Raw genomic sequence first — 26,810 nt, forward strand, 5'->3', positions numbered from 1 at the left:
ACGAAAGGTAGCTGAAAGCTTCCGCGATTAGGATCGCCTCCACTGCCGGCAACAGACCGGTTGGCCATTGGGCGTTTTCGCGCCTCCAGGCCCAATTAACAACAACAATGGTGATTCTGATGTCCGTTCGTACCCGCCTTTTCGCCCCGCTTCCTCCACGTCCCGCGCTTCCCGTTCTGCGCTGACCCCAACCGGTTCGCCATTCCCTAGCCGCGCTACGCCTGGAGTATTCCCATGCTGACTTTCCTTGGCTTCGCCATGGTCATCACCTTCATGTTCCTGATCATGACCAAGCGCCTGTCTGCGCTGATCGCCCTGATCATCGTTCCAATCCTGTTCGCGCTGTTCGGCGGCTTCGCCCCGAAGATCGGCCCGATGATGCTCGAAGGCATCACCAAGCTGGCACCGACCGGCGTGATGCTGATGTTCGCCATCCTGTATTTCGCCCTGATGATCGACTCCGGCCTGTTCGACCCGGCCGTGCGCAAGATCCTCAAGCTGGTCAAGGGTGACCCGCTCAAGGTCTCGGTCGGTACCGCCGTGCTCGCGCTGGTGGTGTCCCTGGACGGCGACGGCGCCACCACCTACATGATCTGCGTGGCGGCCATGCTGCCGCTGTACAGCCGCATCGGCATGAGCCCGCGGATCATGGCCGGCCTGATCATCCTGGCTGGCGGCGTGATGAACATGACCCCCTGGGGTGGCCCGACCGCCCGTGCCGCCAGTGCGCTGCATGTCGACCCATCGGACATCTTCGTGCCGATGATCCCGGCGATGCTGGCCGGCGTGGTGGCGATCCTGGCGATCGCCTATATGTACGGCAAGCGCGAACGTGCGCGCCTGGGTGAACTGCACCTGCAGGGCGACGAGATCGACCACAGCGAAATCAGCGTCTCGCAGTTCCCGGACGCCCGCCGTCCGAAGCTGATCTGGTTCAACGGCGCCCTGACCTTCGCCCTGATGTGCGCACTGATCGCCGGCCTGTTGCCGCTGCCAGTGCTGTTCATGGTGGCCTTCAGTATCGCGATGATCGTCAACTATCCATGCCTGCAACAGCAGAAGGACCGCGTCGCGGCCCACGCTGGCAGCGTGCTGGCGGTGGTCGGGCTGATCTTCGCCGCCGGTATCTTCACTGGCATCCTGTCCGGTACCGGCATGGTCGACGCCATGTCGAAGAGCCTGCTGGCGGTGATTCCGGATGCACTGGGCCCGTACCTGGCGGTGATCACCGCGCTGGTGAGCATGCCGTTCACCTTCTTCATGTCCAACGATGCCTTCTATTACGGCGTGCTGCCCGTTCTCGCCGAGGCCGCCAGTCACTACGGCATCACCGCGGTGGAAATGGCACGTGCCTCGATCGTCGGCCAACCCGTCCACTTGCTCAGCCCGCTGGTACCATCCACCTACCTGCTGGTGGCCCTGGCCGGTATCGAGTTCGGCGATCACCAGCGCTTCACCCTCAAGTGGGCAGTACTGGTTTGCCTGTGCATAATGTTCGCCGCCTTGCTGATGGGGATTTTTCCGCTGTTCAGCACTCTATAAAAAGCAATGACTCACCGCGTCGGCCGCTAGACTTCGTTCTCGGAAATCTCGACTGGCGCGGTACAACACTCGCTCAAAGGAATACACATGGAATGGCTGACCAACCCGGAAATCTGGGTTGCCTTCTTTACCCTGACCGCCCTGGAAATCGTCCTGGGTATCGACAACATCATCATGATCTCGATCCTGGTCAGCCGCATGCCCAAACACATGCAGGCACGGACCCGGATTTTCGGCCTGGCGCTGGCCATGATCACGCGGATCCTCCTGCTGCTGTCGATCACCTGGGTCATGCGCCTGACCGCCGACCTGTTCGTGGTCTTCGGCCAGGGTATTTCCGGGCGTGACCTGATCCTGTTCTTCGGTGGCCTGTTCCTGCTCTGGAAGAGTTCCCAGGAGATGTACCACGCCCTGGAAGGCGAGGACGAAACCGCGGAAGAACCAAGCGGCAAGGGCGGCAACTTCCTCTACACCATCATCCAGATCGCGATCATCGACATCGTGTTCTCCCTGGACTCGGTGATCACTGCCGTCGGCATGGTCTCCCATGTGCCGGTCATGGTCGCGGCGATCATCGTCGCGGTGCTGGTGATGATGCTGGCCTCAGGCACCATCAGCGAGTTCATCGACAAGCACCCGTCGCTGAAGATGCTGGCGCTGTCGTTCCTGCTGGTGGTCGGTACCGTACTGATCGCCGAGGCGTTCGAAGTGCATGTGCCAAAAGGCTACGTCTACTTCGCCATGGCCTTCTCGCTGGCGGTGGAGGCGATCAACATCAAGATGCGCACCGCCATCGCGAAAAAGAAAAAGCAGCAGGACCCGGTGAAACTGCGCAAGGACATCCCGGGTCAATAACCCGAGAGCGCAGCAGAAAAAGGGGCTTTCGAGCCCCTTTTTCACGCCCGCGAAAAGCCGTTTTTTTCATGACAGTTTTGTTTCAATCGCCGCATCAGCTATGCGATGCTGGCGCACGGACCGTTAGCCAACTACAGCTTAAGTACAGAACGTAGAACGACGCGCGGCACCGTTAACTTGCCCCTCTGGGGCGCTATTCACCACAGGGGGCCGTTATGCTCACCCTGCTCAATTTGCTGTCCGCCGTGGCCTTGCTGATCTGGGGCACGCATATCGTCCGCACCGGCATCCTGCGGGTCTATGGCTCGAACCTGCGTCACCTGATCGGCCAGAACATGGCCAAGCGTCCGCTGGCCTTCATCGCCGGGATCCTGGTCACCGCCATGGTCCAGAGCAGCAACGCCACGGCGATGCTGGTCACCTCGTTCGTCGGCCAGGGGCTGATGGCCCTGACACCCGCCCTGGCGACCATGCTCGGCGCCGACGTCGGCACCGCGCTGATGGCCCGGGTGCTGACCTTCGACCTGTCCTGGCTGTCGCCGCTGCTGATCTTTCTCGGGGTGATCTTCTTCCTGTCGCGCAAACAGACCCGCGCCGGCCAGCTCGGGCGGGTAGGGATCGGCCTGGGGCTGATCATCCTGGCACTGCAACTGATCGTCGAAGCCGCCGCGCCCATCACCCATGCCCAAGGCGTGAAAGTCCTGTTCGCCTCGCTGACCGGCGACATCCTGCTCGATGCCCTGATGGGTGCGCTGTTCGCCATGATTTCCTACTCCAGCCTGGCGGCCGTGCTGCTTACCGCGACCCTGGCCGGGGCCGGCGTGATCAGCCTGCCGGTGGCCATCGGCCTGGTGATCGGCGCCAACATCGGCAGCGGGGTGCTGGCCTTTCTCAGCACCAACATGCAGAACGCCGCCGGCCGCCAGGTGGCGCTGGGCAGCCTGCTGTACAAGCTGATCGGCCTGCTGCTGATCATTCCGGTGCTCGACCCGCTCGCCCACTGGATGGACAGCCTGGACTTCAGCCCGCAAGAGGTGGTGATCGGTTTCCACCTGCTCTACAACACCCTGCGTTGCCTGGTGCTGCTGCCGACGGTCGGGCCGATGGCCAAGGTCTGCGCCTGGCTGCTGCCGGAGCGCCCGGAAACCAACGGCCGGGCCAAGCCTCGCCACCTCGATCCGACTGCCCTGGCCACCCCCAGCCTGGCCCTGGCCAACGCGGCGCGGGAAACCCTGCGCATCGGTGACCTGATCGATAACATGCTCGAAGCCGTGCGCGATGTGCTGCACGGCAAGCAGACCGCGATCACCCAGGAAATGCGCAACCTCAACGACGACGTCGAAGTGCTCTATAACGCGATCAAGCTCTACCTGGCGCAGATGCCCCGGGAAGACCTCAGCGAACAGGACAGCCGGCGCTGGGCCGAAATCATCGAACTGGCGATCAACCTGAAACTGGCCAGCGACCTGATCGAACGCATGCTGCGCAAGATCCAGCAGCAGAAGACCGCGCAGCGCCGCTCCTTTTCCGAAGTCGGCATCGAGGAACTGGTCGGCCTGCATGAACAGCTGATCGCCAACCTGCGATTGGGGCTTTCGGTGTTTCTCAGCGCCGATCCGGAAAGCGCCCGGCAGTTGCTGCGGGAAAAACGCCGCTTTCGCGCTCAGGAACGTCGCCTGGCCCATGCCCATGTCAGCCGCCTGCAACGTAAAATCGTCCAGAGCATCGAGACCAGTTCGCTGCACCTGGAACTGATCGCCGATATGAAACGCTTGAATTCGCTGTTCTGCGGCAGCGCCTACGTGGTGCTGGGGACGTCCGAAACCGGTGCGCTCGCCGTGGACGATATGGCTGACATCACCCATTCACCCTGAACGTCCACAGTTACCCGAAGTCTGTAGAACTTACGCCCGTCGTAAGGAAGCCTGTTATGCGTTGCCTGTTATTCGCCTGTCTGCTGCTCGGATCAGCCCACTCGTTTGCCCTGGATCGCTTCCAGGTCGAGGGCTACATGCTGCCCAACGGCCTGCAGTTGCTGCTCAAGCCGGGCAGCGAGCGCGGCCACGTGGCGATTCGCCTGGTGGTCGGGGTAGGGCTGGACGACTTCGGCTGCGCCGACAAGGAACTGCCGCATGTGCTCGAACACCTGCTGTTCAGCGGCATCGACGCCAGCGGCGAGGGCGGGCTGGAAGAACGCATGCAAGCCCTGGGCGGCGAGTGGAACGCCTATACCAGCAATGCCGACACCACCTTCGTCATCGAGGCCCCGGCGAAAAACCAGCGCAAGGTACTGGACCTGCTGCTGGCCCTCTTGACCCGCACCGAACTCGACGACAACGCACTGCAAACGGCGAAACGGGTGGTCGAGCGCGAGGACGGCGGGCACTACTCGCACCTGCAACGCTGGCTGGACCGCCAGGACCTCGGCCACACCGCCAGCAACCAGCTGGCAGTGGAACTGGGCCTGAAATGCGCCGAACGGGCCGAGGTCGATCAACTGACCCTCGAACAGCTGGAGCGGCTGCGCAAGGACTGGTACGCGCCGAACAACATGACCCTGATCGTCGTTGGCGACCTTGACCGCCTGTTGCCGGCCTACCTGGAGCGCAGCTACGGCGCGCTGGAACCGGTGGAGCCCAGCGAGCACCAGGGCCTGCCGGACATTCAACAAACGGCCGTCGCCGAGCGCAGCCTGATCCACGGCTGGGTCGGCGACAGCGCCAAGCTGCATTGGCTGTTTCCCGAGCCAACCCTCGACCGGCAGCACGATGAAACCTTCGACCTGCTCAAGGATTACCTGGACTGGGCGCTGTACCAGAAGCTGCGCCTGCAGCACGAGCTGTCCTACGGACCGAACAGCGAACGCGAGGTGTTCGGTGGCGTCGGCTTTCTCAGCCTGAATGCCGACCTGGAACGCGCGGACCTGCCCCAGGCCCGACAGGTGATCGATGAGCTCAAGGCGCAATTGCTCAAGGACGGCCTGGAGCCCGCCACCTTCGCCCGCCTGCAACAGGCCGCCATTGCCCGCCAGGCCTGGGCGGTACAGGGCAACAGCGCCCTGGCGGACTACTACTGGGGCGCCTTGAGCGACTATGCGGACGGACATTTCAGCGACCCGGCCAAGCGCCTGAAAGCCGTCAGCCTGAAGCAGGCCAACCAGGCCATGCGCCAGCTGCTGGAGCAACCCGGCTACCTGCGGATCGAAAAACCGCTGCTGAGCTACACGGCCTTGAGCGGGCTGATCCTCGGCGCACTGCTATTGATCATTTTGGCGCTGTTCGGCTGGCGCGCTTATCGCAAACGAATCCGTGGCTGATGCGTCTTTTGTCATGCTAAACCGTTATTCTGTCGGGGATTTTTCTAGTGTGATCGCCGAATGCCAAACCTGACTCATTACATGCAGCGCATCCTGGAACTGATGAAGCGCTACCCAGGGGTCATTGCGCTCGGCGGTTTCATTTCCGGTGTCGGCAGTTTCATCCTGGTGGACCGCCAACAGGGCCTGGCCACCTGGATCGCCGTGATCATGCTGGTGAGCTGGATCTGGCTGATGCTGGAAAACAGCCTGACCCAGCTGTTCACCAAGATCTTCAAACGGGAAATCCCCCAGCCGCTGCTGCGTTACGCAACGCAGATGATTCACCAGGAAAGCCTGTTTTTCGTCCTGCCGTTCTTCTTCATCACCACCGCCTGGAACAGCGGACAGCTGGTATTCACCGGCCTGCTGGGCGCCTCGGCGCTGGTCTCGATCATCGACCCGCTGTACTACAAATGGCTGGCCCCGCGGCGCTGGCTGTTCCTCGCCCTGCACACCCTGACACTGTTCGCTGCGCTGCTGACCGCGCTGCCGATCATCCTGCACCTGACCACCGCACAGAGCTTCAAGCTGGCCCTGGGTATCGCCATGCTGCTGTCATTCCCCAGCCTCGCGTCGATCTTCCCGATCCGCAACCTGCGCGGTGCGCTGATGCTGCTGGGCATGACCCTGGCCATCGGCGGCACCGGCTGGCTGCTGCGTTCCTGGGTTCCGCCGGCGACCTTGTGGATCGCCGAGGAAGCCATCAGCACCCAGTTGCAGGACCGCACCCCCGGCGCCAGCCTCAAGGAAGTCAGCGCCAGCGACGTGCGCAGCACCGGGCTGTATGCCTACACCGCGATCAATGCGCCGCGCGGGCTGGACGAGCGCATTTATCACGTCTGGCAATTCAACGGCAAAGAGGTCGACCGGGTGGCCCTGGACATCCACGGCGGGCGCAAGGAGGGCTACCGCGCCTGGTCGCACAAGCAGAACTTCCCCGGCGATCCGACCGGCAGCTGGCAGGTCCGGGTGCTGACCGAAGACGGGCAGGTGATCGGCGTGCTGCGCTTCAAGATCACCGGCACCAACGGACAAAACTCAGCACCTTAGTACAAGGCAAAGTCGCCTCGATCGTGGTATTACGTAGCACTGCGTAAAAACCATACAAGCACGGAGCTTATGACCCAGAGCGCGACGGCCGGCAGTGCCCAACTGGATACGTCAAGTTCCCCCTCGCGGTTGCGAGTCACGGGGGACTGGACGCTCGTCCATTACACCGAGCTCAAGCACCTCTGCGAAAAGCTCACCGGACAATACGACACCAGCACCCACATCGACCTCAACGGCCTCGGCGCCCTGGATACCGCGGGCGCCTCGCTGCTGGTCGAACTGCTGGGTTCCGAGCGTCTCGGCAAGTCTGCCGAACACCCCGACTGCACCCTGTCTTCGGCCGACCGCGCGCTGCTGCAGACTGTCTATTGCTCGCTGAGCGACTTCTGCGTGCCGCTCAAGGAACCGGAAGTATCGGTCGGCATCCTGTTGCTGACCCGGATCGGCAAGGCGGTCGACGCCATCTGGCAGGACAGCCTGAAGCTGCTGGGTTTCGTCGGCCTGATCCTGGAAACCCTGGTCCGTGGCCTGCTGCATCCCAAGCGCTGGCGCATCACGCCGATGGTCGCGCATATCGAGCAGACCGGCCTCGACGCCGCGCCCATCGTCGCTCTGCTGACCTTCCTGGTGGGCGCCGTAGTGGCCTTCCTCGGCGCCACGGTGCTGCAGAGTTTCGGCGCCAGCATCTTTACCGTGGACCTGGTGGCGTTCTCCTTCCTGCGTGAATTCGGCGTGCTGCTCACCGCGATCCTCATGGCCGGCCGGACCGCGAGCGCCTTTACCGCGCAGATCGGCTCGATGAAGGCCAACGAAGAAATCGACGCCATCCGCACCCTGGGCCTGGACCCGATGGAGCTGCTGGTGCTGCCCCGGGTCCTGGCGCTGCTGGTGGCGCTGCCGATGCTGACCTTCCTGGCGATGCTCTCGGGGATTGTCGGTGGCGGGGTGGTCTGTGCGCTGTCGCTGGATATCTCGCCAGCGATGTTCCTCGCCTTGCTGCAATCGGACATCGGCGTGCAGCATTTCCTGGTGGGCATGGTCAAGGCGCCGATCTTCGCCTTCCTGATCGCCGCCATCGGCTGCCTGGAAGGCTTCAAGGTCAGCGGCAGCGCCGAGTCTGTGGGTGCCCACACCACGTCCAGTGTGGTGCAATCGATCTTCGTGGTGATCGTCCTCGATGCCGTCGCCGCGCTGTTCTTCATGGAGATGGGCTGGTGAACCGTTCAACCCGTCCGCCTGCCGAGGCGGTGATCGAAGTCCGCGGCCTGTGCAATCGCTTCGGCCCGCAGAGCGTGCACGAAAACCTCGACCTGGACCTGTACAAGGGCGAGATCCTCGCCGTGGTCGGCGGTTCGGGCAGCGGCAAGTCGGTACTGCTACGCAGCATCATCGGCCTGCGCCAGCCCAGCGAAGGCTCGGTGCGGGTGTTCGGCCAGAACCTGCCAAGCCTGGCGGAACATGAGCGCTCGCTGATCGAACGGCGCTTCGGCGTGCTGTTCCAGAAGGGCGCGCTGTTCTCGTCGCTGACCGTGACCGAAAACGTCGCCCTGCCGCTGATCGAGCACGCCGGCCTGAGCCGCGCCGACGCCGAGCACCTGGCGGCGGTGAAGCTGGCGCTGGCCGGGCTACCGCTGTCGGCGGCCGACAAATACCCGGCCTCGCTGTCCGGTGGCATGATCAAGCGCGCCGCCCTGGCCCGGGCGCTGGCCCTGGACCCGGACATCCTGTTTCTCGACGAACCCACCGCCGGCCTCGACCCGATCGGCGCCGCGGCGTTCGACCAATTGATCCTGACCCTGCGTGACGCCCTGGGCCTGAGCGTGTTCCTGGTCACCCACGACCTGGATACGCTGTACACCATCACCGACCGGGTGGCGGTGCTGGCGCAGAAAAAGGTGCTGGTGGCGGATGCCATCGACCAGGTCGCCGAGACCGACGACGCCTGGATTCACGAGTACTTCCATGGCCCTCGCGGCCGCGCGGCGTATCAGGCCGCTACACAGCTCAACGAGGTATGACATGGAAACCCGAGCCCATCATGTACTGATCGGCCTGTTCACCGTGATTGTGGTGGTCGGCGCCCTGCTGTTCGGCCTGTGGCTGGCCAAGTCCAGCGTCGACACGGAGTTCAAGGACTACGAGGTCGTGTTCAACGAGGCCGTCAGCGGCCTGTCCAAAGGCAGCGCCGTGCAGTACAGCGGGATCAAGGTCGGCGATGTGGTCAGCCTGCGCCTGGACCCGAACGACCCGCGCCGGGTCCTGGCGCGGATCCGCCTGAGCGGCGAAACCCCGATCAAGGAAGACACCCAGGCCAAGCTGACCCTGACCGGCATCACCGGGACTTCGATCATCCAGCTCAGTGGCGGTACTCCACAAAGCCAGCCGCTTCAGGGCAAGGACGGCAAACTGCCGGTGATCGTCGCTTCGCCATCGCCGATCGCCCGCTTGCTGAACAACAGCGAAGACCTGATGACCAGCGTCAACCTGCTGCTGCACAACGCCAACAGCATGTTCTCGCCAGAGAACGTCGAGCGCATCGGCAACACCCTCGAACACCTGGAGCAGACCACCGGGGCCATCGCCGAACAGCGCGGCGACGTGCGCCTGGCCATGCAGCAACTGGCGTCCATCGGCAAGCAGGCCAGCGCCACCCTGGAACAGACCACCGCGCTGATGCGCAATGCCAACGGCCTGCTCAACGAGCAGGGCAAGCAGATGTTCGGCAGCGCCGAGCTGGCCATGCAATCGCTGGAACAGAGCAGCGCCACCATCAACAAACTGCTGACCGACAACCAGGACTCGCTGAACAACGGCATCCAGGGCCTCAATGGCCTGGCGCCGGCGGTGCGCGAGCTGCGCGACACCCTGAGCTCGCTGCGGGCCATTTCGCGTCGCCTGGAAGCCAACCCCAGCGGCTACCTGCTGGGCAGTGACAAGAACAAGGAGTTCACGCCATGAAGCGTGCCTATCGCCCATTCGGCCGGCTGGCCCTGGCCGCCGGCTTCGCCTTGAGCGGCGCCTGCTCGATCCTGCCCCAGGCCGACCCAGTGGATATCTATCGCCTGCCCACGGCCCAGAGCGCCGCAGCCCAGCCTCAGGGACACACACAGCCCTGGTCCCTGCGCCTGACCAAACCCCTGGCGAGCGACGCCTTGAACAGCGCGAGAATCGCTGTGATCCCCCAGGGCGATGTGATCAGCAGCTACAAGGACGCGCGCTGGAGCGATCCGGCGCCGGTGTTGTTGCGCAATCGGCTGCTGGACGGATTCCTCGCCGACGGTCGGGTGCAACTGCTGGGCACCGACGACAGCGATGTGCAGACCGATCTCGAACTGGGCGGCAACCTGCAGGCATTCCAGAGCGAATACCAGGGCAAGGCCGTGGCGGTGGTGATCCGCCTGGATGCGCGCCTGGTGCGCGGCTACGACCAGAAGATCCTGGCCAGCCAGCGCTTCGAAGTGCGCCAGCCGCTGAACGATACCAAGGTGCCGGCGGTGGTCGCCGGATTTGGCCAGGCGGGGGATACCCTGAACCGGCAGGTGGTGGAGTGGACGGTGAAGCAGGGCAGCCAGTTGGTCAGGCGCTGACGGCCTCATCGCGGGCAGGCCTCGCTCCTACAGGATGTTTATCATCCTTGTAGGAGCGAGCTTGCTCGCGATCAGCCGAAGAACCAGTAGCACACCGCAATCGCCGCCACCACGCCGGCCAGCTCGGCCAGCAGGGCGCAGCCGACGGCATGGCGCGCGCGCTGGATGCCGACCGAACCGAAGTACACCGCCAGCACGTAGAAGGTGGTCTCGGTACTGCCCTGGATAGTCGCCGCGGCCAACGCCGGGAAACTGTCCACGCCCTGGGTCTGCATGGTTTCGATCAGCATCGCCCGCGCGGCGCTGCCGGAGAATGGCTTGACCAGGGCCGTCGGCAGGGCATCGACGAAACGCGTGTCCCAGCCAGCCCATTCCACCAGATGGCGGATGCCGTCCAGGCCGAAGTCCAGGGCCCCGGAGGCGCGCAGCACGCCTACCGCGCAGAGCATCGCCACCAGATACGGCAGCAGGTTCTTGGCGACGTCGAAACCTTCCTTGGCGCCCTCGACGAAGGCCTCGTAGACCTTGACCTTGCGTAACGCGCCAATCACCAGGAACAGCATGATCAGGCCGAACAACGTCAGGTTGCCCAGGATCGACGACAGCGACGCCAGCGCGGTGGCCGACAGCGTGGCCAGCAGGGCCATGAAGCCGCCCAGGGCCAGGGCGCCGGGAATCAGGTAGGCCAGTACCACCGGATCCCACAGGCGCAGGCGCTGCATCACCGCGACCGACAGCAGGCCGATCAGAGTCGAGGCGCTGGTGGCCAGCAGGATCGGCAGGAACACCAGGGTCGGGTCGGCGGCGCCCTGCTGGGCGCGGTACATGAAGATGGTCACCGGCAGCAGGGTCAGGGACGAGGCGTTCAGCACCAGGAACAGGATCTGCGCGTTGCTCGCCGTGGTTTCGCTGGGGTTGAGGTCCTGCAGGGCGCGCATGGCCTTGAGGCCGATCGGCGTGGCGGCGTTGTCCAGCCCCAGGCCGTTGGCCGCGAAGTTCAGGGTGATCAGGCCGATGGCCGGGTGCCCTGGCGGCACGTCCGGCATCAGGCGGGTGAACAGCGGGCCCAGGGCCTTGGCCAGCCAGTCGACGATCCCGGCCTTCTCGGCGATCCGCAAAAAGCCCAGCCACAGGGTCAGGGTGCCGAACAGCAGCACCATCACTTCCACCGACAACTTGGCCATGGCGAAGATGCTTTCCACCATCGCCGAGAAGATCCCGGCGTTACCGCCAACCAGCCACTGCGCCAGCGCTGAAACGGCCGCCACGATGAAGAAGCCAAGCCACAGGCCATTGAGCATCAGTTATTCCCCCAGAAGATGCGGCGAATGATAGCGGGGCGGACAGAAACGACAAACCCCGGATTGACCGGGGTTTGTCGATGATGACAGAGCAGAACATTGCTAGCCGCTGCCACAGGCTGCGCTCGCCTGCGCAGGAGGCGCCGCGGCCCGGATCGCGAAGTTCCTGCGGAACTTATCGCAGCCTTCGGCAGCGGCTACAGGTATCAGCCTTTGGTGACTTCACCGGCTGGCAGCGGCTCCTTGCTGCGCCAGTGCGGCAGGGAGTTCCAGTAGCGCTGGCCCTTGGCGTCGTCGTACATGCCTTCCCAACGAGCGATGACCAGTACCGCCAGGGCGTTGCCAATCACGTTCAGGGCAGTACGGGCCATGTCCATGATGCGGTCGACACCGGCGATGAAGGCCAGGCCTTCCAGCGGAATGCCCACGCTGCCCAGGGTCGCCAGCAGGACCACGAAGGACACGCCCGGTACGCCGGCGATGCCTTTGGAGGTGACCATCAGGGTCAGGACCAACAGCAGTTGCTGGCTGATCGACAGGTCGATGCCGTACAGCTGCGCGATGAAGATCGCCGCGATGCTCTGGTACAGGGTCGAGCCGTCGAGGTTGAACGAGTAACCGGTCGGCACCACGAAACTGCAGATGGCTTTCGGCGCACCGTAGGCTTCCATCTTCTCGATCACCCGCGGCAGCACGGTTTCGGAGCTTGCGGTGGAGTAGGCCAGCACCAGCTCATCCTTGAAGATGCGCATCAGCTTGATCACCGAGAAGCCGAACAGGCGAGCGATCAGGCCCAGGACCACGAAGGCGAAGAAGGCGATGGCCACGTAAACCAGGATCACCAGCTTGGCCAGCGGCAGCAGGGAGGCGAAACCGAAGTTGGCCACGGTCACCGCGATCAGGGCGAATACGCCGATCGGGGCGTAGTTCATGATCATGTGGGTGACTTTGAACATGCTTTCCGAGACGCCCTGGAACATCTTCACCAGCGGCTCGCGCAGGTCGGCCTGCAGGCTCGACAGACCGAGGCCGAACAGCACCGAGAAGAAGATGATCGGCAGCATCTCGCCGCGGGCCATGGCCGCGAAGATGTTCGATGGGATCAGGTTGAGGATGGTTTCGATGAACGCGTGTTCATGCTGTACCTCGGCGGCGGTCGCCTGGTACTTGGAAATATCCACGGTACCCAGGGTGCTCATGTCGATGCCGGCGCCCGGGTGGAACACGTTGGCCAGCACCAGGCCGACCAGGATCGCGATGGTGGTAACGATTTCGAAGTAGATGATGGTCTTCAGGCCGATACGCCCGAGTTTCTTCGCGTCGCCCACGCCGGCGATACCGACGATCAGCGAGGAAATCACGATCGGGATCACGATCATCTTGATCAAGCGGATAAAGATATCGCCCGCAGGTTGCAGGACGTTGCTGATCCACCAGGCTTTTTCGGCACTGAAATGGTTGAGCAGCGCACCAATTGCAATCCCCAGCACCAGACCGATGAGGATCTGCCAGGCGAGGCTTAGTTTTGCCTTCTTCATATCATTACCCTTACTTCAGTTGGACTCGGGCTGATGCGCGAACTGGAACGCTCAATGGCGGAAAAGTCTGTGCATCGGCCCCCGTATAAGGTCACCCCGAGCGAGCATTTACGGCTCTCTGCAGGCGAAAAAAGGCGCAACTATTCCGACGCAAGGGGGGCGCGTCTAATGCCGTAAACGCCTACCCTATGCCGAATCGGCATGAGTTTTTCTAAACGAAACGGGCGTCCCAACCGGTTCGAATGCGACATTTCGGCCTGGCCATCTACCGTGAAACGGCCATTTCAGGCGGCATTCAGGGTTTTTGGAAGGGTTCGGAATGACCTTCGAAAGAAGGGAAAGTTCTTACGTTAGAACCAGAAATCCCGTCTGGAAAAAGGCAAAAGTTTCTCGATGTACGGTCGCAAAGAAACACCGTGAAACGGTTAGGCCAGGCAACTCGGAATATTTGTCGCGAACCCCTGCCTGAAAAAGCAGGCACCGCTCTGCCACAAAGGTTTGTGGCATTCAAACACGACGCAAGTCGTCAAGCCTGAGCGGCTTGCGAGCTTGCGCCGCAGTTTTTCCTGACCCGGCCCTCGCGGAGGCACTCCCTGTCCCCCTAGGTCACTCCGATCCGGTTTCGATCAGAACGTCCCGGCCCCCTGGTCATGCGCTGCCCCTCCTCGGGGCGGTGCAACGGAAAGCAAGGCCCGCTGGACACTCGCCTTCCATGATCGAAGCTTTCGAACCGCAAACTCAGTACCAGTTCGGGTCCTTTTTCAGCTGTTCCCTGAGCAAGCCCTGCATGCCAGCGTCCGGCTTGCCGAGAAAACGGTATTCGGCATGGCGGGTCGGCGACTTGTCCGCGGGCAGGCCCGCCGGCACTTCGACCAACATGGCGTAGGCGTGTTTCTTGTCGAAACTGAACGCCACGATCAGGCGCTGGTTGCGACAGGTATCGCGGGTTTCGCAAAGCGGACCGACCAGGTAGTTGTCGCCGTCTTCTTCCAGCGCATTCATCTGCTGCGCATCACCGGACAGGTTCATCACCCACTCCGGCAGGCGCTCTTCCTTTTCGACGACGTCCTGCCAGGTTTCGCGATATTGCGGGTCGCTGTTCAACAACTCGTTGACCCGGGTCTGACCGTCGTTGGCTGCCATCGCCGTGGCCGCGCCGCCCAGTAACAGGGCGGCGGCCAATGCTTTCAAAGAAACGCTCATGTTCAACCTCGACCACGACGGCCAAAGAAGAAGGAAGCAATGAACATCACCAGGAAAACGACAAAGAGAATCTTGGCGATACCCGTGGCGGTGCCCGCGATACCACCGAAGCCCAGTACCGCGGCGATGATGGCAATGATCAGGAATGTGATTGCCCAGCTCAACATGGTCATTCTCCTTACGCTTCTATTTAGAGGTACTGCTTAGCCGGCCCGCAGTTGCGTACCGGCTGTCCTGCCTAGAACACCCAGCGCTCCTGATAAGCCGTGTCGGTGGCAGGCTGAGCCTGGTCGACGTCCATCAGATGCAGCGGGGCGGAATCGGCAAACCGAGTGCTGACTGCACTGAAGTGGGTTTGGGTGGTGTGATAAACCGGCAACCTCACAGCCTCTTGCTGCTGGCTCTGCTCCCAACGTGAAAACTGCTGACCGCCAATCAAGGTCACCAGCAATGCCAGGCTGGCGAACAATCCCTGCTGCAGGTGCAGGGGCGAAACAGACAATTGGGCGAGACGTTGGCGTTTCATCCGGAGGCTCCTCCCACGCGGGTCATTGTTCTCAAGCGCTTGTGGCTGCGCTTGCAGCTTGTTCGGCCGAGTCTGATCGGACTGTTGCAGCCTGCATGCCAGTTTTTTGAATTGAAATAAATTCAATAAAAACAATGAGTTGAAAGCAAACAAGGAAGATCTTCATACGCCATCCTGCACGATGCCGCCCTGGATACCGTGCGAATTGCACGATTGGACTGATACTTGAGGAAAAAACGCGGCTGAAAATGCAGGAGTACAGTGACGAAATCGGGAAAGAATTACGGAGAAGTCCTAAAAGCAATAAAAAACCTATTATTTTCAATCGATTAGCAATACACCCCGGAGATGACTAACCTGCACCCCTGGGAATCGATAAGAATTAACCATGCAACTTGCCCGATTTTTCCGGGACTAAATAAGATCACTCACTTCAGGAGCCTCGGACATGGAATCAGCACCGGAAAATCAAGGCCGCATTCTTCTGGTAGATGATGAGTCCGCAATCCTGCGTACCTTCCGTTATTGCCTGGAAGACGAGGGCTATACCGTCGCCACGGCCAATAGCGCCGCTCAGGCCGAGGCCTTGCTGCAACGCCAGGTGTTCGACCTGTGTTTCCTCGACCTGCGCCTGGGCGAGGACAACGGCCTGGACGTGCTGGCCCAGATGCGCATCCAGGCCCCCTGGATGCGGGTGGTGATAGTCACTGCCCATTCGGCCGTCGACACCGCGGTGGACGCGATCCAGGCCGGCGCCGCCGACTACCTGGTCAAGCCCTGCAGCCCCGACCAACTGCGCCTGGCGACCGCCAAGCAGCTGGAAGTCCGCCAGCTCTCGGCGCGCCTGGAGGCCCTCGAAGGCGAAGTGCGCAAACCCAAGGACGGCCTGGACTCCCACAGCCCGGCGATGAAAGTGGTGCTGGAAACCGCCCGCCAGGTCGCCGGCACCGATGCCAACATCCTGATCCTCGGCGAATCCGGCACCGGCAAGGGCGAGCTGGCCCGGGCCATTCACGGCTGGAGCAAGCGCGCCAAGAAATCCTGCGTGACCATCAACTGCCCGTCGCTGAACGCCGAGCTGATGGAGAGCGAATTGTTCGGTCACAGCCGCGGAGCCTTCACCGGCGCCAGCGAAAGCACCCTTGGCCGGGTCAACCAGGCCGATGGCGGCACGCTGTTCCTCGACGAGATCGGCGACTTCCCGCTGACCCTGCAACCCAAGTTGCTGCGGTTCATCCAGGACAAGGAATACGAGCGGGTCGGCGACCCGGTGACCCGTCGCGCCGACGTGCGCATCCTCGCCGCGACCAACCTCAACCTCGAGGACATGGTGCGCGACGGCCGCTTTCGTGAAGACCTGCTGTACCGCCTGAACGTGATCACCCTGCACCTGCCGCCGCTGCGCGAACGCAGCGAAGACATCCTGACCCTGGCCGACCGTTTCCTCGCACGCTTCGTCAAGGAATACGCCCGTCCCGCCCGAGGCTTCAGCGACGAGGCCCGCGAAGCGCTGCTCAATTACCGCTGGCCGGGCAATATCCGCGAGCTGCGCAACGTGGTGGAACGCGCCAGCATCATCTGCCCCCAGGAGAAAGTGGAGATCAGCCACCTGGGCATGGCCGAGCAACCCACCAACAACACTCCACGCATCGGCGCCGCCTTGAGCCTGGACGAGCTGGAGAAAGCCCATATCGGCGCCGTGCTGGCCACCAGCGATACTCTCGACCAGGCCGCCAAGACGCTCGGTATCGACGCCTCGACGCTGTACCGCAAACGCAAACAGTACAACCTGTGAGCCGCACCTCATGAAGTTAGCGATGAAACTGCGCACGAGACTGTTTCTGAGCATCTCGGCGCTGATCACCGTGGCGCTGCTCGGCCTGTTGCTCGGGCTGGTCAGCGTGATGCAGATGGCCAAGACCCAGGAAGCGCTGATCCGCAACAACTTCATCACCCTGGACCTGGGGCTCAAGCTGCGCCAGACCCTGGGCGACCAACTGATCATCATGCTCAACCACAACCCTGACCGGGCGGCGCTGGACGACTCCAGGCAGGAATACCTGGCCCTGCTCGACCAGGGCATCGAGCATGAACGGCAAAACAATGTGCGCAACGGCTTCACCCAGGCACGCGACGACTACCAGAGCTTCTTCGAGGCCTTCGAGCGTGCCGACGGGACCTCGGCAGGGGTCAATGGCAATACGGAACTGACCCACCGCTTCAATACCCTGCGCAATGGCTTGATCAGCGAACACAAGCAGGCCCTGGACAACATCAATGACATCGAACATCAGGCCCGCAATCGCGCCTTGCTGATCGCCGGCCTGCTCGGCCTCGTCGGGCTGGCCGTGCTGATCATCGGCTTCATCACCGCCCACGGCATCGCCCAGCGCTTTGGCGGCCCCATCGAAGCCCTGGCCAAGGCCGCCGACAATATCGGCCAGGGCAACTTCGACGTGACCCTACCCCTGTCTTCGGCTGCCGAGATGAACTTGCTGACCCGGCGCTTCGGGATCATGGCCCAAGCCCTGCGCGAGCATCAGGCCACCAATGTCGACGAACTGCTCGCCGGCCAGCAGCGCCTGCAATCGGTGCTCGACAGCATCGACGACGGCTTGCTGATGATCGACCGCCAGGGTCACCTGGAACACCTCAACCCGGTGGCGCAACGTCAGCTGGGCTGGGACGAGGAACGCCTTGGACAAGGACTGGGCAGCGCCCTGCAGCGACCGGAGCTGGACGAGCAGCTGCAACTGGTACTGCGCGGCGGCAGCCTGGAACGGCCGCCGGAGGACCTGAGCATCGAGGTCGATGGCGAATCGCGCCTGCTGACGTACAGCCTGACCCCGGTCAGCCATCCCCAGGGGCATATCCTCGGCGCGGTGATGGTGCTGCACGACGTCACCGAGCAGCGGGCCTTCGAGCGCGTGCGCAGCGAATTCGTGCTGCGCGCCTCACATGAATTGCGCACCCCGGTCACCGGCATGCACATGGCGTTCGGCCTGCTGCAGGAACGCCTGCGCTTCCCTGAGGACTCCCGCGAAGCCGACCTGCTGAACACCGTCAACGAAGAAATGCAGCGCCTGATGCAACTGATCAACGACCTGCTGAACTTCTCGCGCTATCAGAACGGCCTGCAGAAACTCACCCTGGCACCCTGCTCCCTCGAAGAGTTGCTGGAGCAGGCGCGCAACCGCTTCATCGGCGCTGCCACGGCGCAGGGCATCGAGCTGCTGGTGGAACTGCAGGAGCCGCTGCCGCGGCTGCATGCCGACCGCATGCAACTGGAACGGGTGCTGGACAACCTGATCGACAATGCCCTGCGGCATACCGCCAAGGGTGGGTTGATTCGCTTGCAGGCGCGTCGGCATGGCGAGCGGGTCATCATCAGCGTCGAAGACAACGGCGAAGGCATCGCCTACGGGCAACAGGGACGGATTTTCGAACCCTTCGTCCAGGTCGGGCGCAAGAAAGGCGGGGCCGGCCTGGGCCTGGCGCTGTGCAAGGAAATCGTGCAACTGCACGGCGGACGCATGGGTGTCTATTCGCGGCCCGGGCAGGGGACCCAGTTCTATCTGGCCTTGCCTCTTTAGGGGCTAGACCTCGTCGTCCAGACGCCGCGGGCCCAGGCGGCGTCCGCGGGTAATCAGGTCGATGAACTGCACTGCGCTCAGCGCATGGGCAAACAGCCAGCCCTGGCCAAAACGCACGCCCTCGCTGCTCAGCAGCAACGCCTGATCCTCGAATTCGATGCCCTCGGCAATCACCTTGAGCTCCAGGGCATGGGCCATGCGAATGATGTGCGGGGCGACGCCGCTGCTGGCGGCGTCATGCCCCAGGGCATCGATGAATGCCTTGTCGATCTTCAGGTAATCCACCGGCAGGGTCTGCAGGTAGGCCAGGCTGCAATACCCCGTGCCGAAGTCGTCGATCAGCACCTGATGGCCAACGTCCCGCAAGGCTTGCAGGTTATGCCGGGCGACCACCACATCGATCAGCCCGCGCTCGGTGACTTCGAAGGCGATCTGCCGCGCCGCCACCCGATGCAGCGCCAGCAGGCGCGCCATCACCTTGCCGATCCGCGGCACCATGACATCGCAGGCCGCCAGGTTGACCGAGATGTACAGCTGCGGGTTGGCCCGCAACAGATGCCCCAACTGCTCGAGCAGGCGTTGCAGGACAAAATCGGTGATGGGGCGGATCTGCCCGGTGTTCTCCGCCATGGGAATGAACAGCTCCGGACTGGTCAGGGTGCCGTCCGGACGGCGCCAGCGCAGCAGAGCCTCGGCGCCGACACACTGGCGCGTTCGTAGATCGAAGATGGGCTGATACAGCACCTGCAGCTCGCCACGGCGCAGCGCCCCTTGCAATTCGGCGCCCAGGGACTGGCGCTGCCCAGCCAGTTGAAAGGCCAGGCCGCCGATGAAGATCGCCAATGCCAGGCTGCTGGGCAGCAGCCACCACCACCCCTCGAACATTTCTCGCTGCATGTTGGTGCGGGGGGTGACGAGTACCAGCTGATACTCCGGATTGCGGGTGGGCATCCGGTAGATCAACTGGTCCTGGGTCACCAGCAACGGGCTGCGCCCCGCGGGCGGCCACGGCTCGGTCGGCGGCCATTCCAGCGCCGGCCCCAGCACCGGGATGGCCCGCAAGCCATGGTCGAGAACCACCATCAGGCTGCTGTTGGCGGGTAGATCGACCATATCGGTCAGATGCCCGCGAGACGTTGCCACGCGAAAGTTGCCGCGCCCGAGCATCAGCGCCGCGCGGTTTTCGTTGGGTTCGGTGGAGGTGTTCAGCCAGTAGTTGTAGGTCGGGCCGCTGATATCCGGCGGCCGCATCACGGCCAGGTTGTCCTGGCGTGGCCAGTTGGTGCAGGCCTGGGCAGCATCGATGTAGGCCGCTTCATAAATGAAGCGATAACTGAAACTGATCTGCTGCAGGGTCGCGACCATCTCGGGGCTGCATTCGCGCAGGGGCTGCGCCTCGAGCACGTCCAGGCCTTCGCGCAGCTGGCCGAACAGTTGCTCCAGGCGCTCGAGAAAGCGCTGGCCCTGGGCATTCATCTGCTCGCTTTCGCGCAGTTGCGCCTCGTGCATCGCAATGCCCAGGCTCGCCGCCAGCAGCAATACCGCACTCAATACAGCCGCGCACGTCGCCAACAGCCAGGGGCGATAGAACCAACTGCGCAGGGGTTCGCGGGCGGCCAGCATCATTGGATATCCGAGGGTTACCAATGAGTTATAGCTACTGATTGAGAAAAAGCCCTGACCGTCGGGCGGGCGTCATTATTTTGTCTGGTTGAGAACCTGCAGGATCGCAGCGCTTTGCGCATCCGGCTGGCCGTCGAAACGCGACGGCCGGTAATGCATCTGGAACGCGGCCAGCACGTGACGGGTCGCCACATCCAGTTCGCCAGTCTGCGGCGTCTCATAGCCAAGACGCGCCAGGCCTTGCTGGAACCAGGCGATGCTCGGCAACTGCGCGGCAAAGAACGCCTCCTGGCGCGCCACCGCCTGGGCGTTCGGCCAGCGGCCCAACCCGGCTTCGGCCAGACGCTTCCAGGGGAACAACGGGCCCGGGTCGAGCTTGCGCAGGGGGGCGATATCGCTGTGGCCGATGATGTGTTGTGGCGCGATGTTGTTGCGCTTGCTGATGTCCTTGAGCAGCACGATCAGGCTCTGGACCTGCGCTTCGCTGTAGGGGTACCAGACACGTCCGGTGGGTAGGTCGCGAAAGCCCGGGTTGACGATCTCGATCCCGATGGAGCTGGAGTTCAGCCAGGTACGGCCTTGCCACTGGCTCTCGCCGGCGTGCCAGGCGCGGTACTGCTCGTCCACCAGTTTGTAGATGGTCGCCGCCTTGTCGTCGCCGATCAGGTAGTGGCTGCTGACCTGGCCATGGGTCAGCAGTTGCAGGGAGCGCTCCATCGAGGCCGAGGTGTAATGCACCACCACGAATTGCACCCGCTCATCGAAGTTGACCGAAGGGTGGCTGGTATCGAAACGCGGACCGCTGGCGCAACCGGCCAGCAACAGAAGGGACAAGGCGAGGACAAGAACTTTCATGGTGGAAGGCAGTACGCTGGAGAAAATAATGCAACAGTGTAACGTACTGCCTTTGCGGAAAACCGGCAAAAACACCGTTTTATACAAAATGGAACAAATTATGCCTCAACCCAGTTCCACCCGGTTGCGCCCCGCCTCCTTGGCCCGATAGAGCGCCTGATCGGCTCTTTTGAGCACCAGATCGCTGCGTTCTCCCGGCTTGAAGGCACTCATGCCGATGGACATGGTGATGGTCACGCGCTCGCCCTTGAAGTGGAACGGACAGGCTTCGATGGCCGCCCGCAAGGTTTCCGCCAGGCGCGCCCCGACCGGCCATGAGGTATTGGGTATCAGCAGGACGAACTCTTCACCGCCGAAACGGGCGATGAAATCACTGCCGCGCAGGCGCTTGCGCAGCACGCCGGCGATGATCTTCAACACCTTGTCGCCGGCCAGGTGACCGTAGTTGTCGTTGATGCGCTTGAAGTGGTCGAGGTCGAGCATCGCCAGCAACAAGGTGTTGCCGTGCTGCTGCCACTGCGCCACTTCATGCTCCAGGCGCTCGCTCCAGGCCGCGCGATTGGGCAGGCCGGTGAGGGGGTCGATCAACGCTTTCTGCCGCTGTTCTTCCAGGTGCTCGCGGTAGCCCTGGGCTTCCTGCTCCATGCTCGACACCCGCTCGGCCAGGCTCTGCAGGCGCGCGGCCACTTCCTTCTCGCGCTCGTCACGCTGCTTCTGGTGATGGTCCATGGTGCCGAGCAGGCCTTCCAGGTGGCTTTCCAGGACCTGCTTGAGGTCGTCCAGATCCGCCGCCTCCTGAACGCTGCTTTGCAGACCATCGACCTGCTCGCGAATCTGCGTGTCCATCTCCCGCGCCGCGGAACTGCTGTCGGCATGGCCTTCGCTGGCGGCCTGCAGGTTGCTCTGGAAGGATTCCAGGCGCTCGTTGAGCTGCTTGAGATAAGCCTCGAACTCATGCTGGCCACTGTCGGTGATCGCCAGCATCAACACTGCCAGATCGTCGAGGATCGGCAGCAATTCGTACCAGTTCAATCCATGTTGCAAGCGATCGCGCATGGACTCGGCTTGCGGCCGGTGACGCTCGGGCAGGCTCAAGTCGTCCAGCAGGCCGAGCAGGGTATGTTCGATGTGCTTGGCCACCGAACTGTAGGACGGCTCCGGCGAGTCGGGCAGGGCGTACAGCACATCCTGCTCGGCCTGCTGCGGATCGACCGCCGCCAGCGCCTCGGCCATGGCCGCCGGCAATGGCAAGCGGTCAAGCAGCACTGGCGCCGGGGTCGCCTCGGCGGGTGCGGCAACGATCAATTCGTCCGGGTTGGAAAGAACAACCGGAGCCTCGACAGTCGGCGACTGCACGGACAGCGGTGCTTCGACGGGGCCAGGCACAACTGGCAGCGGCGCTTCCTGCGAATCCGGCATCGGCGGTGCCGGCTCGACGGCGATGGGTTTCTCCGACTCCAGCACCGGCGGCACAAAGGCCTCGACCTGGACTGCCGTGGTTACCTCGGGCAGCGCTTGCGGCTGTGGCTCGGGCGGCTGGCTGACAGCAGCGGGCTTCTCGACCACAGGCGGGGGCACCGGCTCCAGGGTTTCGGACGGCCGTGCGGGCGCGACTTCGACCCGAGGCGGGGGCGGGGGCGTGTCAACTCTTTCAGCCGTTGCCAGCGGCTGCTCCATAGCGGGGGCTGCCACCACCGCAGGCGTCTCAGCCGCGGACGCCGCAGGCGCTTCGTCAGCGTCACGACCACCAAACAAGCGCTGCAGCAAACCTGGGCGGCTCGGCTCCGGGGGGCTCTCCAACTGGCTCAGCGCCTTGCCTTGCAGGCCGCTCAGTTCGCCCAGCAACAGTGGGATTTCCCGGGCCTGGCCGACGCGACCATCCAGCTGCTTGGCGAAGTTTTTCAGCGGCCGACTCACCTCGCGGGGCAACGGCAGCTTCTGCAACTGGCTGACCAGCGAAGTCAGGGCCGTGCTCATTTGCTCGATGCGCGTCTCGCGACGCTGCTCGGAGTCCAGCACGGCTTTTTCCAGGCGTGGCAACAGGGCCGCCAAGGCCGCGTCCATATCGTCGGTGCGCACCACCTCGCGCATTTCCTTCATGCACTGGTCGACGGCGCGATCAGTCCCTTCGGCCGCCAGCGTGCTGCGCACCAGGCCACGGCGAAGCAGGTCGAGGCGGGCATTCCAGCGTCGCTCGAGTTTTTCCTGTTGTTCGATACTTTTGAGGTATTTCTCTTTCCAGCGCTGGGCGTCGTCGCTCATTCATGGGTTCCGCGAGGGGCAGGACTCAGCGCGGGCAATGCATCGGCCGTGAGCGAACCCGGCAGACGAATCTCTACCGCGACCGGCAGGTGATCGGAAATCGGTTGGGCCAGGACTTCGACCCGCTCCAGCGTCAGGCTGGAGCTGAGCAAAATATGATCAAGACAGCGTTGCGGGCGCCAGCTGGGGAACGTCGCTTCCAATTGCGGCGCCAGCAGACCGAGGTCGCGCAACGGCGAATGTTCCAGCAGATCGCTGGCATGGGTGTTCATGTCGCCCATCAGCACCTGATGCTTGTAGCCGCCGATCATCTCGCGGATGTAGGCCAGCTGCCGGGTGCGCGTACGGGCGCCCAGGGCCAGGTGCATCATCACCACCACCAACGCCTCGGGACCATCGCCGAAGCGCAGAAGGATCGCACCACGCCCCTTGGGGCCTGGCAGCGGATGATCTTCGATCGCCCAGGGTCGCAGGCGGCTGAGCACACCATTGCTGTGCTGGGCCAGGCGACCGAGGTTGCGATTGAGTTGTTGGTACCAGTAGGGGAAGGCGCCGAGCTGGGCCAGGTGCTCGACCTGATTGACGTAGCCCGAGCGCAGGCTGCCGCCATCGGCTTCCTGCAGGGCGACCAGATCGAAGTCGCCCAGCAGATCGCCGATCCTTTGCAGGTTGTCGGCGCGCCCGTTGTGCGGCAGCAGGTGCTGCCAGCCACGGGTCAGGTAATGCCGGTAACGTTCGGTACTGATACCGACCTGGATATTGAAACTGAGCAGCCGCAGACGGCTGTCTGCCGGCAGGCCGGAGGACGCCACATGGTGCTCGTTGACCCGCGGGTCATGCAGGCCAACGATGCGTTCCGTACCCCAACGTCGCATGGCAGGGGCTCGCTTACTTGGCCGCCCGCTCTTTGGCGATCAGCTGGTCGGCGACGCTCAGGGCACCTTCAGGACCACCGGCGGTGCCCAGGTCGAAGCGGTACTTGCCATTGACGACCATGGTCGGTACGCCGGAGATCTGATAAGCCTGGGCCTTCTTCTTCGCGTCCTCGACCTTGCCTTTGACGGCGAACGAGTTGTAGGTGCTCAGGAACTTGTCCTTGTCGACGCCTTCGCCGGCCAGGAACTCGGCCATTTCCTCTGGGGAAGCGAGTTTCTTGCCGCCATGGATGGCTTCGAATACGGCTTTGTGGACCTTGTGCTCGACACCCATGGCTTCCAGGGTGATGAACAGTTGGCCGTGAACGTTCCAGATACCGCCGAACATGGCCGGGATGCGTACGAAGTTGACGTCGGCCGGCAGTTTTTCAGCCCATGGGTTGATGGTCGGCTCGAAGGCGTAGCAGTGCGGGCAGCCATACCAGAACAGCTCGACCACTTCGATCTTGCCAGGCACCGCAACCGGAACGGCGCTGCTCAGCTCTACGTATTGTTTACCGGCTTCAAGGGGTTCGGCGGCTTGAGCGGTCATGCCAAACAGGCTGGCAGTGACGAGAGCGGCGCTGAGAATCAGATTACGCATGCTTTACTCCTGAACAAGTAAGGTCGCCTCGCGCGGCCTGTTCGCAGACAGGTCATGGCGGGGCTTGAGTTCGCTAGTGTAGCGGCAGACGCCATAAAAAAGGGCGGCCTGAGCCACCCTTTATGCTTTCATCGACAGATTAATCGATCATTAACGTTGCGCAAGATAGACCCTTTCGCAACATGATCGCCGGCCTCAGTGCAGGCCCTGGATGTAGCTGGATACTGCTTCGATGTCCTTGTTGCTCAGCTTGGCGGCGATGCTGCGCATGATCATGGTGTCGCCGTCGTTGGTGCGGTTGCCTTCGCGGAAGTCGGTCAACTGCTTGGCTACGTACTGAGCGTGCTGGCCACCCAGGTGCGGGAAGCCGGCGGCGGCGTTACCCGTGCCATTTGGCGAGTGGCAACCGGTGCAGGAAGGCATGCCTTGATCCAGCTTGCCGCCACGGAACAATTCTTCACCGCGAGCCACGACTTTCGGGTCTGCCGCGCCGACGCTGCCTTTCTGGCTGGCGAAGTAGGCGGAGAGGTCGGCCAGGTCCTGATCGCTCAGGTTGGTCAGCAGGCCGGTCATTTCCAGCACCTGGCGCTTGCCGGACTTGATGTCGTGCAACTGCTTGTTCAGGTAACGCTCACCCTGACCCGCCAGCTTTGGAAAGTTAGGCGCCATGCTGTTCCCATCCGGACCATGGCAAGCACCACATACGGCGGCTTTCGCCTGACCGGCAGCAGCGTCGCCTGCAGCATGGGCGACACCTGTGATGCCCAAGGTCAACAGCAGACTCACGAGTAATTTGTTCATCAGCTAATCCAACTACGGCTAAGGGTTAAGAGTTATGGACCGGGATCACTCGCTCATCCAAAGGATGATGGCTCGGTAATCCTCGGCACTGCAGTCCATGCACAAACCACGCGGCGGCATCGCCTTGAAACCCTGGGTCACGTGTTGCACCAGCGTCTCCATACCTTGCGCCAGCCTCGGCGCCCAAGCTCCCTGGTCCCCCTTGCGGGGAGCCGTTGGTAGTTGGCCGGAATGACAAGCCCCACAAACACGGTTGTACACAGCTTCCGGATCCTGTGTAGCCTGAGCGCTGTAAAGCGGTATCAGGACGCCGGCAGCTAGCAGCCATTTCGTCATAAAACGACCTTTTCAGGGTTGAGAGCGTGCTGCGTTCTAATGCGCAATCAAGGTCTATCGCTCTCGTGAACTTCATCCTACGCTGGGACAAAGCGCACACAAAATCTGCGGCATTATATACTGGCGTTACTGAAACGGAAACGACACCGCTCGCCGCGTCCATTCTCGGCACCGCCCCTATCGGAAATCCCATGCAACTGAAAAACCCCATTCTTGGTCTGTGCCAACAGTCCACTTTCATGCTCAGCGCCGCCAAAGTCGATCAATGCCCCGACGACGAAGGCTTCGAAGTGGCCTTCGCCGGGCGTTCCAACGCCGGCAAATCCAGCGCCCTGAATACCCTGACCCATGCCAGCCTGGCACGCACCTCGAAAACCCCGGGCCGCACGCAGCTGTTGAACTTCTTCAAGCTAGACGACGATCGCCGTCTGGTCGACCTGCCGGGCTACGGTTACGCGAAAGTACCGATCCCGCTCAAGCAACACTGGCAGCGTCACCTGGAAGCCTACCTGGGCAGCCGCGAGAGCCTGAAAGGGTTGATTCTGATGATGGACATCCGCCATCCGATGACCGACTTCGACCTGCTGATGCTCGACTGGGCCGTCGCCAGCGGCATGCCGATGCATATCCTGCTGACCAAGGCCGACAAACTGACCTACGGCGCGGCCAAGAACACCCTGCTCAAGGTGCAGTCGCAAATCCGTAAAGGCTGGGGCGACAACGTCACCATCCAACTGTTCTCGGCGCCAAAACGCATGGGCCTGGAAGAGGCCTACACTGTACTGGCGAGCTGGATGGAACTGGCAGACAAAGGCGCCGAAATCGAAGTCTGAAGACATAGATAAAACTGTCTGTGGAGTGA

25 protein-coding genes are annotated in these 26,810 nt (G+C 62.7%); 12 read left to right on the plus strand and 13 right to left on the minus strand.

What is annotated here, in order from left to right; all coding sequences use genetic code 11:
- Positions 1-234 precede the first annotated feature (234 nt).
- The 9 genes from J4D28_RS20405 (at position 235) to J4D28_RS20445 (ending at position 10,392) form a co-directional block, all read left to right on the plus strand.
- Positions 235-1,542, plus strand: a complete 1,308-nt coding sequence (locus J4D28_RS20405) for a CitMHS family transporter (protein ID WP_007924260.1) — start codon at positions 235-237, stop codon at positions 1,540-1,542.
- An 87-nt stretch (positions 1,543-1,629) separates the two neighbouring features.
- Positions 1,630-2,397: a TerC family protein gene (locus J4D28_RS20410; RefSeq protein ID WP_009046297.1), complete on the plus strand. Its 768-nt coding sequence runs from the start codon at positions 1,630-1,632 to the stop codon at positions 2,395-2,397.
- 215 nt (positions 2,398-2,612) lie between these two features.
- The gene (locus J4D28_RS20415) at positions 2,613-4,271 is read left to right on the plus strand and encodes a Na/Pi cotransporter family protein (RefSeq protein WP_009046296.1); all 1,659 of its coding nucleotides are present in this window, start codon (positions 2,613-2,615) and stop codon (positions 4,269-4,271) included.
- Positions 4,272-4,327: 56 nt separating this feature from the next.
- On the plus strand, positions 4,328-5,713 hold the full coding sequence (locus J4D28_RS20420) for a pitrilysin family protein (RefSeq protein ID WP_103330777.1): 1,386 nt from the start codon (positions 4,328-4,330) through the stop codon (positions 5,711-5,713).
- Between the two features lie 60 nt (positions 5,714-5,773).
- Entirely contained in the window at positions 5,774-6,805 is a 1,032-nt protein-coding gene (locus J4D28_RS20425; RefSeq protein WP_009046294.1) for a DUF5924 family protein, read from the plus strand.
- A gap of 69 nt (positions 6,806-6,874) precedes the next feature.
- Positions 6,875-8,023, plus strand: coding sequence for an ABC transporter permease (locus J4D28_RS20430; protein ID WP_016703904.1), 1,149 nt, complete (start codon positions 6,875-6,877; stop codon positions 8,021-8,023).
- The gene (locus J4D28_RS20435; protein ID WP_007924271.1) at positions 8,020-8,823 is read left to right on the plus strand and encodes an ABC transporter ATP-binding protein; all 804 of its coding nucleotides are present in this window, start codon (positions 8,020-8,022) and stop codon (positions 8,821-8,823) included. The genes J4D28_RS20430 and J4D28_RS20435 overlap by 4 nt, the downstream gene beginning before the upstream one ends.
- Position 8,824: 1 nt before the next feature.
- Positions 8,825-9,763 (plus strand): MlaD family protein, encoded by a 939-nt coding sequence (locus J4D28_RS20440; RefSeq protein WP_009046292.1) that lies wholly within the window; start codon positions 8,825-8,827, stop codon positions 9,761-9,763.
- On the plus strand, positions 9,760-10,392 hold the full coding sequence (locus tag J4D28_RS20445) for an ABC-type transport auxiliary lipoprotein family protein (RefSeq protein ID WP_009046291.1): 633 nt from the start codon (positions 9,760-9,762) through the stop codon (positions 10,390-10,392). Before J4D28_RS20440 ends, J4D28_RS20445 begins: the two co-directional genes overlap by 4 nt.
- Before the next feature lie 71 nt (positions 10,393-10,463).
- On the opposite strand, the gene J4D28_RS20450 is transcribed toward J4D28_RS20445, so the two are convergent.
- The 6 genes from J4D28_RS20450 to J4D28_RS30475 form a co-directional block, all read right to left on the minus strand.
- Positions 10,464-11,693: a nucleoside recognition domain-containing protein gene (locus tag J4D28_RS20450; protein WP_103330778.1), complete on the minus strand. Its 1,230-nt coding sequence runs from the start codon at positions 11,691-11,693 to the stop codon at positions 10,464-10,466.
- Positions 11,694-11,899: 206 nt separating this feature from the next.
- Complete coding sequence (gene gltP, locus J4D28_RS20455) at positions 11,900-13,231, minus strand: glutamate/aspartate:proton symporter GltP (protein WP_007924276.1); 1,332 nt, start codon at positions 13,229-13,231, stop codon at positions 11,900-11,902.
- Positions 13,232-13,969: 738 nt separating this feature from the next.
- Complete coding sequence (locus tag J4D28_RS20460; protein ID WP_103330779.1) at positions 13,970-14,434, minus strand: inhibitor of vertebrate lysozyme family protein; 465 nt, start codon at positions 14,432-14,434, stop codon at positions 13,970-13,972.
- A gap of 2 nt (positions 14,435-14,436) precedes the next feature.
- Complete coding sequence (locus tag J4D28_RS20465; protein ID WP_003177151.1) at positions 14,437-14,601, minus strand: DUF1328 domain-containing protein; 165 nt, start codon at positions 14,599-14,601, stop codon at positions 14,437-14,439.
- Between the two features lie 71 nt (positions 14,602-14,672).
- Complete coding sequence (locus tag J4D28_RS20470; protein ID WP_009046288.1) at positions 14,673-14,960, minus strand: hypothetical protein; 288 nt, start codon at positions 14,958-14,960, stop codon at positions 14,673-14,675.
- A 31-nt stretch (positions 14,961-14,991) separates the two neighbouring features.
- Positions 14,992-15,126 (minus strand): hypothetical protein, encoded by a 135-nt coding sequence (locus J4D28_RS30475; RefSeq protein WP_256587560.1) that lies wholly within the window; start codon positions 15,124-15,126, stop codon positions 14,992-14,994.
- A gap of 282 nt (positions 15,127-15,408) precedes the next feature.
- Here J4D28_RS30475 and algB point away from each other — a divergent pair, with 282 nt between their 5' ends.
- Entirely contained in the window at positions 15,409-16,755 is a 1,347-nt protein-coding gene (gene algB / locus J4D28_RS20475; RefSeq protein ID WP_009046287.1) for a sigma-54-dependent response regulator transcription factor AlgB, read from the plus strand.
- A gap of 10 nt (positions 16,756-16,765) precedes the next feature.
- Positions 16,766-18,553: a KinB sensor domain-containing domain gene (locus tag J4D28_RS20480; protein WP_009046286.1), complete on the plus strand. Its 1,788-nt coding sequence runs from the start codon at positions 16,766-16,768 to the stop codon at positions 18,551-18,553.
- Positions 18,554-18,556: 3 nt separating this feature from the next.
- Here J4D28_RS20480 and J4D28_RS20485 read toward each other — a convergent pair whose 3' ends face one another.
- From J4D28_RS20485 to J4D28_RS20515, 7 genes are all read right to left on the minus strand, one after another.
- Positions 18,557-20,179: an EAL domain-containing protein gene (locus J4D28_RS20485; RefSeq protein ID WP_081001194.1), complete on the minus strand. Its 1,623-nt coding sequence runs from the start codon at positions 20,177-20,179 to the stop codon at positions 18,557-18,559.
- Positions 20,180-20,251: 72 nt separating this feature from the next.
- Entirely contained in the window at positions 20,252-21,031 is a 780-nt protein-coding gene (locus tag J4D28_RS20490; protein WP_009046284.1) for an N-acetylmuramoyl-L-alanine amidase, read from the minus strand.
- A 105-nt stretch (positions 21,032-21,136) separates the two neighbouring features.
- Positions 21,137-23,293 carry a GGDEF domain-containing protein gene (locus J4D28_RS20495; protein ID WP_103330780.1) on the minus strand — a complete coding sequence of 719 codons (2,157 nt, stop codon included), beginning with the start codon at positions 23,291-23,293 and terminating at the stop codon, positions 21,137-21,139.
- Positions 23,290-24,168, minus strand: coding sequence for an endonuclease/exonuclease/phosphatase family protein (locus J4D28_RS20500; protein ID WP_009046282.1), 879 nt, complete (start codon positions 24,166-24,168; stop codon positions 23,290-23,292). Before J4D28_RS20500 ends, J4D28_RS20495 begins: the two co-directional genes overlap by 4 nt.
- A 13-nt stretch (positions 24,169-24,181) precedes the next feature.
- Positions 24,182-24,811, minus strand: coding sequence for a thiol:disulfide interchange protein DsbA/DsbL (locus J4D28_RS20505; protein ID WP_009041530.1), 630 nt, complete (start codon positions 24,809-24,811; stop codon positions 24,182-24,184).
- A gap of 195 nt (positions 24,812-25,006) precedes the next feature.
- Positions 25,007-25,612 carry a cytochrome c gene (locus J4D28_RS20510; RefSeq protein ID WP_009041529.1) on the minus strand — a complete coding sequence of 202 codons (606 nt, stop codon included), beginning with the start codon at positions 25,610-25,612 and terminating at the stop codon, positions 25,007-25,009.
- A gap of 45 nt (positions 25,613-25,657) precedes the next feature.
- The gene (locus J4D28_RS20515) at positions 25,658-25,948 is read right to left on the minus strand and encodes a cytochrome c5 family protein (protein ID WP_009041528.1); all 291 of its coding nucleotides are present in this window, start codon (positions 25,946-25,948) and stop codon (positions 25,658-25,660) included.
- Positions 25,949-26,139: 191 nt separating this feature from the next.
- Between J4D28_RS20515 and yihA the strand changes: the two genes are divergently transcribed.
- Positions 26,140-26,781: a ribosome biogenesis GTP-binding protein YihA/YsxC gene (gene yihA / locus J4D28_RS20520; RefSeq protein WP_009046280.1), complete on the plus strand. Its 642-nt coding sequence runs from the start codon at positions 26,140-26,142 to the stop codon at positions 26,779-26,781.
- Positions 26,782-26,810 lie beyond the last annotated feature (29 nt).

Source organism: Pseudomonas sp. GW531-T4, assembly GCF_017349615.1.
GTDB lineage: Bacteria > Pseudomonadota > Gammaproteobacteria > Pseudomonadales > Pseudomonadaceae > Aquipseudomonas > Aquipseudomonas chlororaphis_I.

Bases quoted from the DNA above. Each gene is read 5' to 3' on its own strand.
- J4D28_RS20450 (WP_103330778.1), bottom strand. From the start codon at position 11,693: ATGCTCAATGGCCTGTGGCTTGGCTTCTTCATCGTGGCGGCCGTTTCA.
- gltP (WP_007924276.1), bottom strand. From the start codon at position 13,231: ATGAAGAAGGCAAAACTAAGCCTCGCCTGGCAGATCCTCATCGGTCTG.
- J4D28_RS20500 (WP_009046282.1), bottom strand. From the start codon at position 24,168: ATGCGACGTTGGGGTACGGAACGCATCGTTGGCCTGCATGACCCGCGG.
- algB (WP_009046287.1), top strand. From the start codon at position 15,409: ATGGAATCAGCACCGGAAAATCAAGGCCGCATTCTTCTGGTAGATGAT.
- J4D28_RS20445 (WP_009046291.1), top strand. From the start codon at position 9,760: ATGAAGCGTGCCTATCGCCCATTCGGCCGGCTGGCCCTGGCCGCCGGC.
- J4D28_RS20465 (WP_003177151.1), bottom strand. From the start codon at position 14,601: ATGTTGAGCTGGGCAATCACATTCCTGATCATTGCCATCATCGCCGCG.
- J4D28_RS20470 (WP_009046288.1), bottom strand. From the start codon at position 14,960: ATGAAACGCCAACGTCTCGCCCAATTGTCTGTTTCGCCCCTGCACCTG.
- J4D28_RS20490 (WP_009046284.1), bottom strand. From the start codon at position 21,031: ATGAAAGTTCTTGTCCTCGCCTTGTCCCTTCTGTTGCTGGCCGGTTGC.
- J4D28_RS20480 (WP_009046286.1), top strand. From the start codon at position 16,766: ATGAAGTTAGCGATGAAACTGCGCACGAGACTGTTTCTGAGCATCTCG.
- J4D28_RS20415 (WP_009046296.1), top strand. From the start codon at position 2,613: ATGCTCACCCTGCTCAATTTGCTGTCCGCCGTGGCCTTGCTGATCTGG.
- J4D28_RS20410 (WP_009046297.1), top strand. From the start codon at position 1,630: ATGGAATGGCTGACCAACCCGGAAATCTGGGTTGCCTTCTTTACCCTG.
- J4D28_RS20515 (WP_009041528.1), bottom strand. From the start codon at position 25,948: ATGACGAAATGGCTGCTAGCTGCCGGCGTCCTGATACCGCTTTACAGC.
- J4D28_RS20510 (WP_009041529.1), bottom strand. From the start codon at position 25,612: ATGAACAAATTACTCGTGAGTCTGCTGTTGACCTTGGGCATCACAGGT.
- J4D28_RS20425 (WP_009046294.1), top strand. From the start codon at position 5,774: ATGCCAAACCTGACTCATTACATGCAGCGCATCCTGGAACTGATGAAG.
- J4D28_RS20440 (WP_009046292.1), top strand. From the start codon at position 8,825: ATGGAAACCCGAGCCCATCATGTACTGATCGGCCTGTTCACCGTGATT.
- J4D28_RS30475 (WP_256587560.1), bottom strand. From the start codon at position 15,126: ATGAAGATCTTCCTTGTTTGCTTTCAACTCATTGTTTTTATTGAATTT.
- J4D28_RS20420 (WP_103330777.1), top strand. From the start codon at position 4,328: ATGCGTTGCCTGTTATTCGCCTGTCTGCTGCTCGGATCAGCCCACTCG.
- J4D28_RS20405 (WP_007924260.1), top strand. From the start codon at position 235: ATGCTGACTTTCCTTGGCTTCGCCATGGTCATCACCTTCATGTTCCTG.
- J4D28_RS20485 (WP_081001194.1), bottom strand. From the start codon at position 20,179: ATGATGCTGGCCGCCCGCGAACCCCTGCGCAGTTGGTTCTATCGCCCC.
- J4D28_RS20505 (WP_009041530.1), bottom strand. From the start codon at position 24,811: ATGCGTAATCTGATTCTCAGCGCCGCTCTCGTCACTGCCAGCCTGTTT.
- yihA (WP_009046280.1), top strand. From the start codon at position 26,140: ATGCAACTGAAAAACCCCATTCTTGGTCTGTGCCAACAGTCCACTTTC.
- J4D28_RS20460 (WP_103330779.1), bottom strand. From the start codon at position 14,434: ATGAGCGTTTCTTTGAAAGCATTGGCCGCCGCCCTGTTACTGGGCGGC.
- J4D28_RS20495 (WP_103330780.1), bottom strand. From the start codon at position 23,293: ATGAGCGACGACGCCCAGCGCTGGAAAGAGAAATACCTCAAAAGTATC.
- J4D28_RS20430 (WP_016703904.1), top strand. From the start codon at position 6,875: ATGACCCAGAGCGCGACGGCCGGCAGTGCCCAACTGGATACGTCAAGT.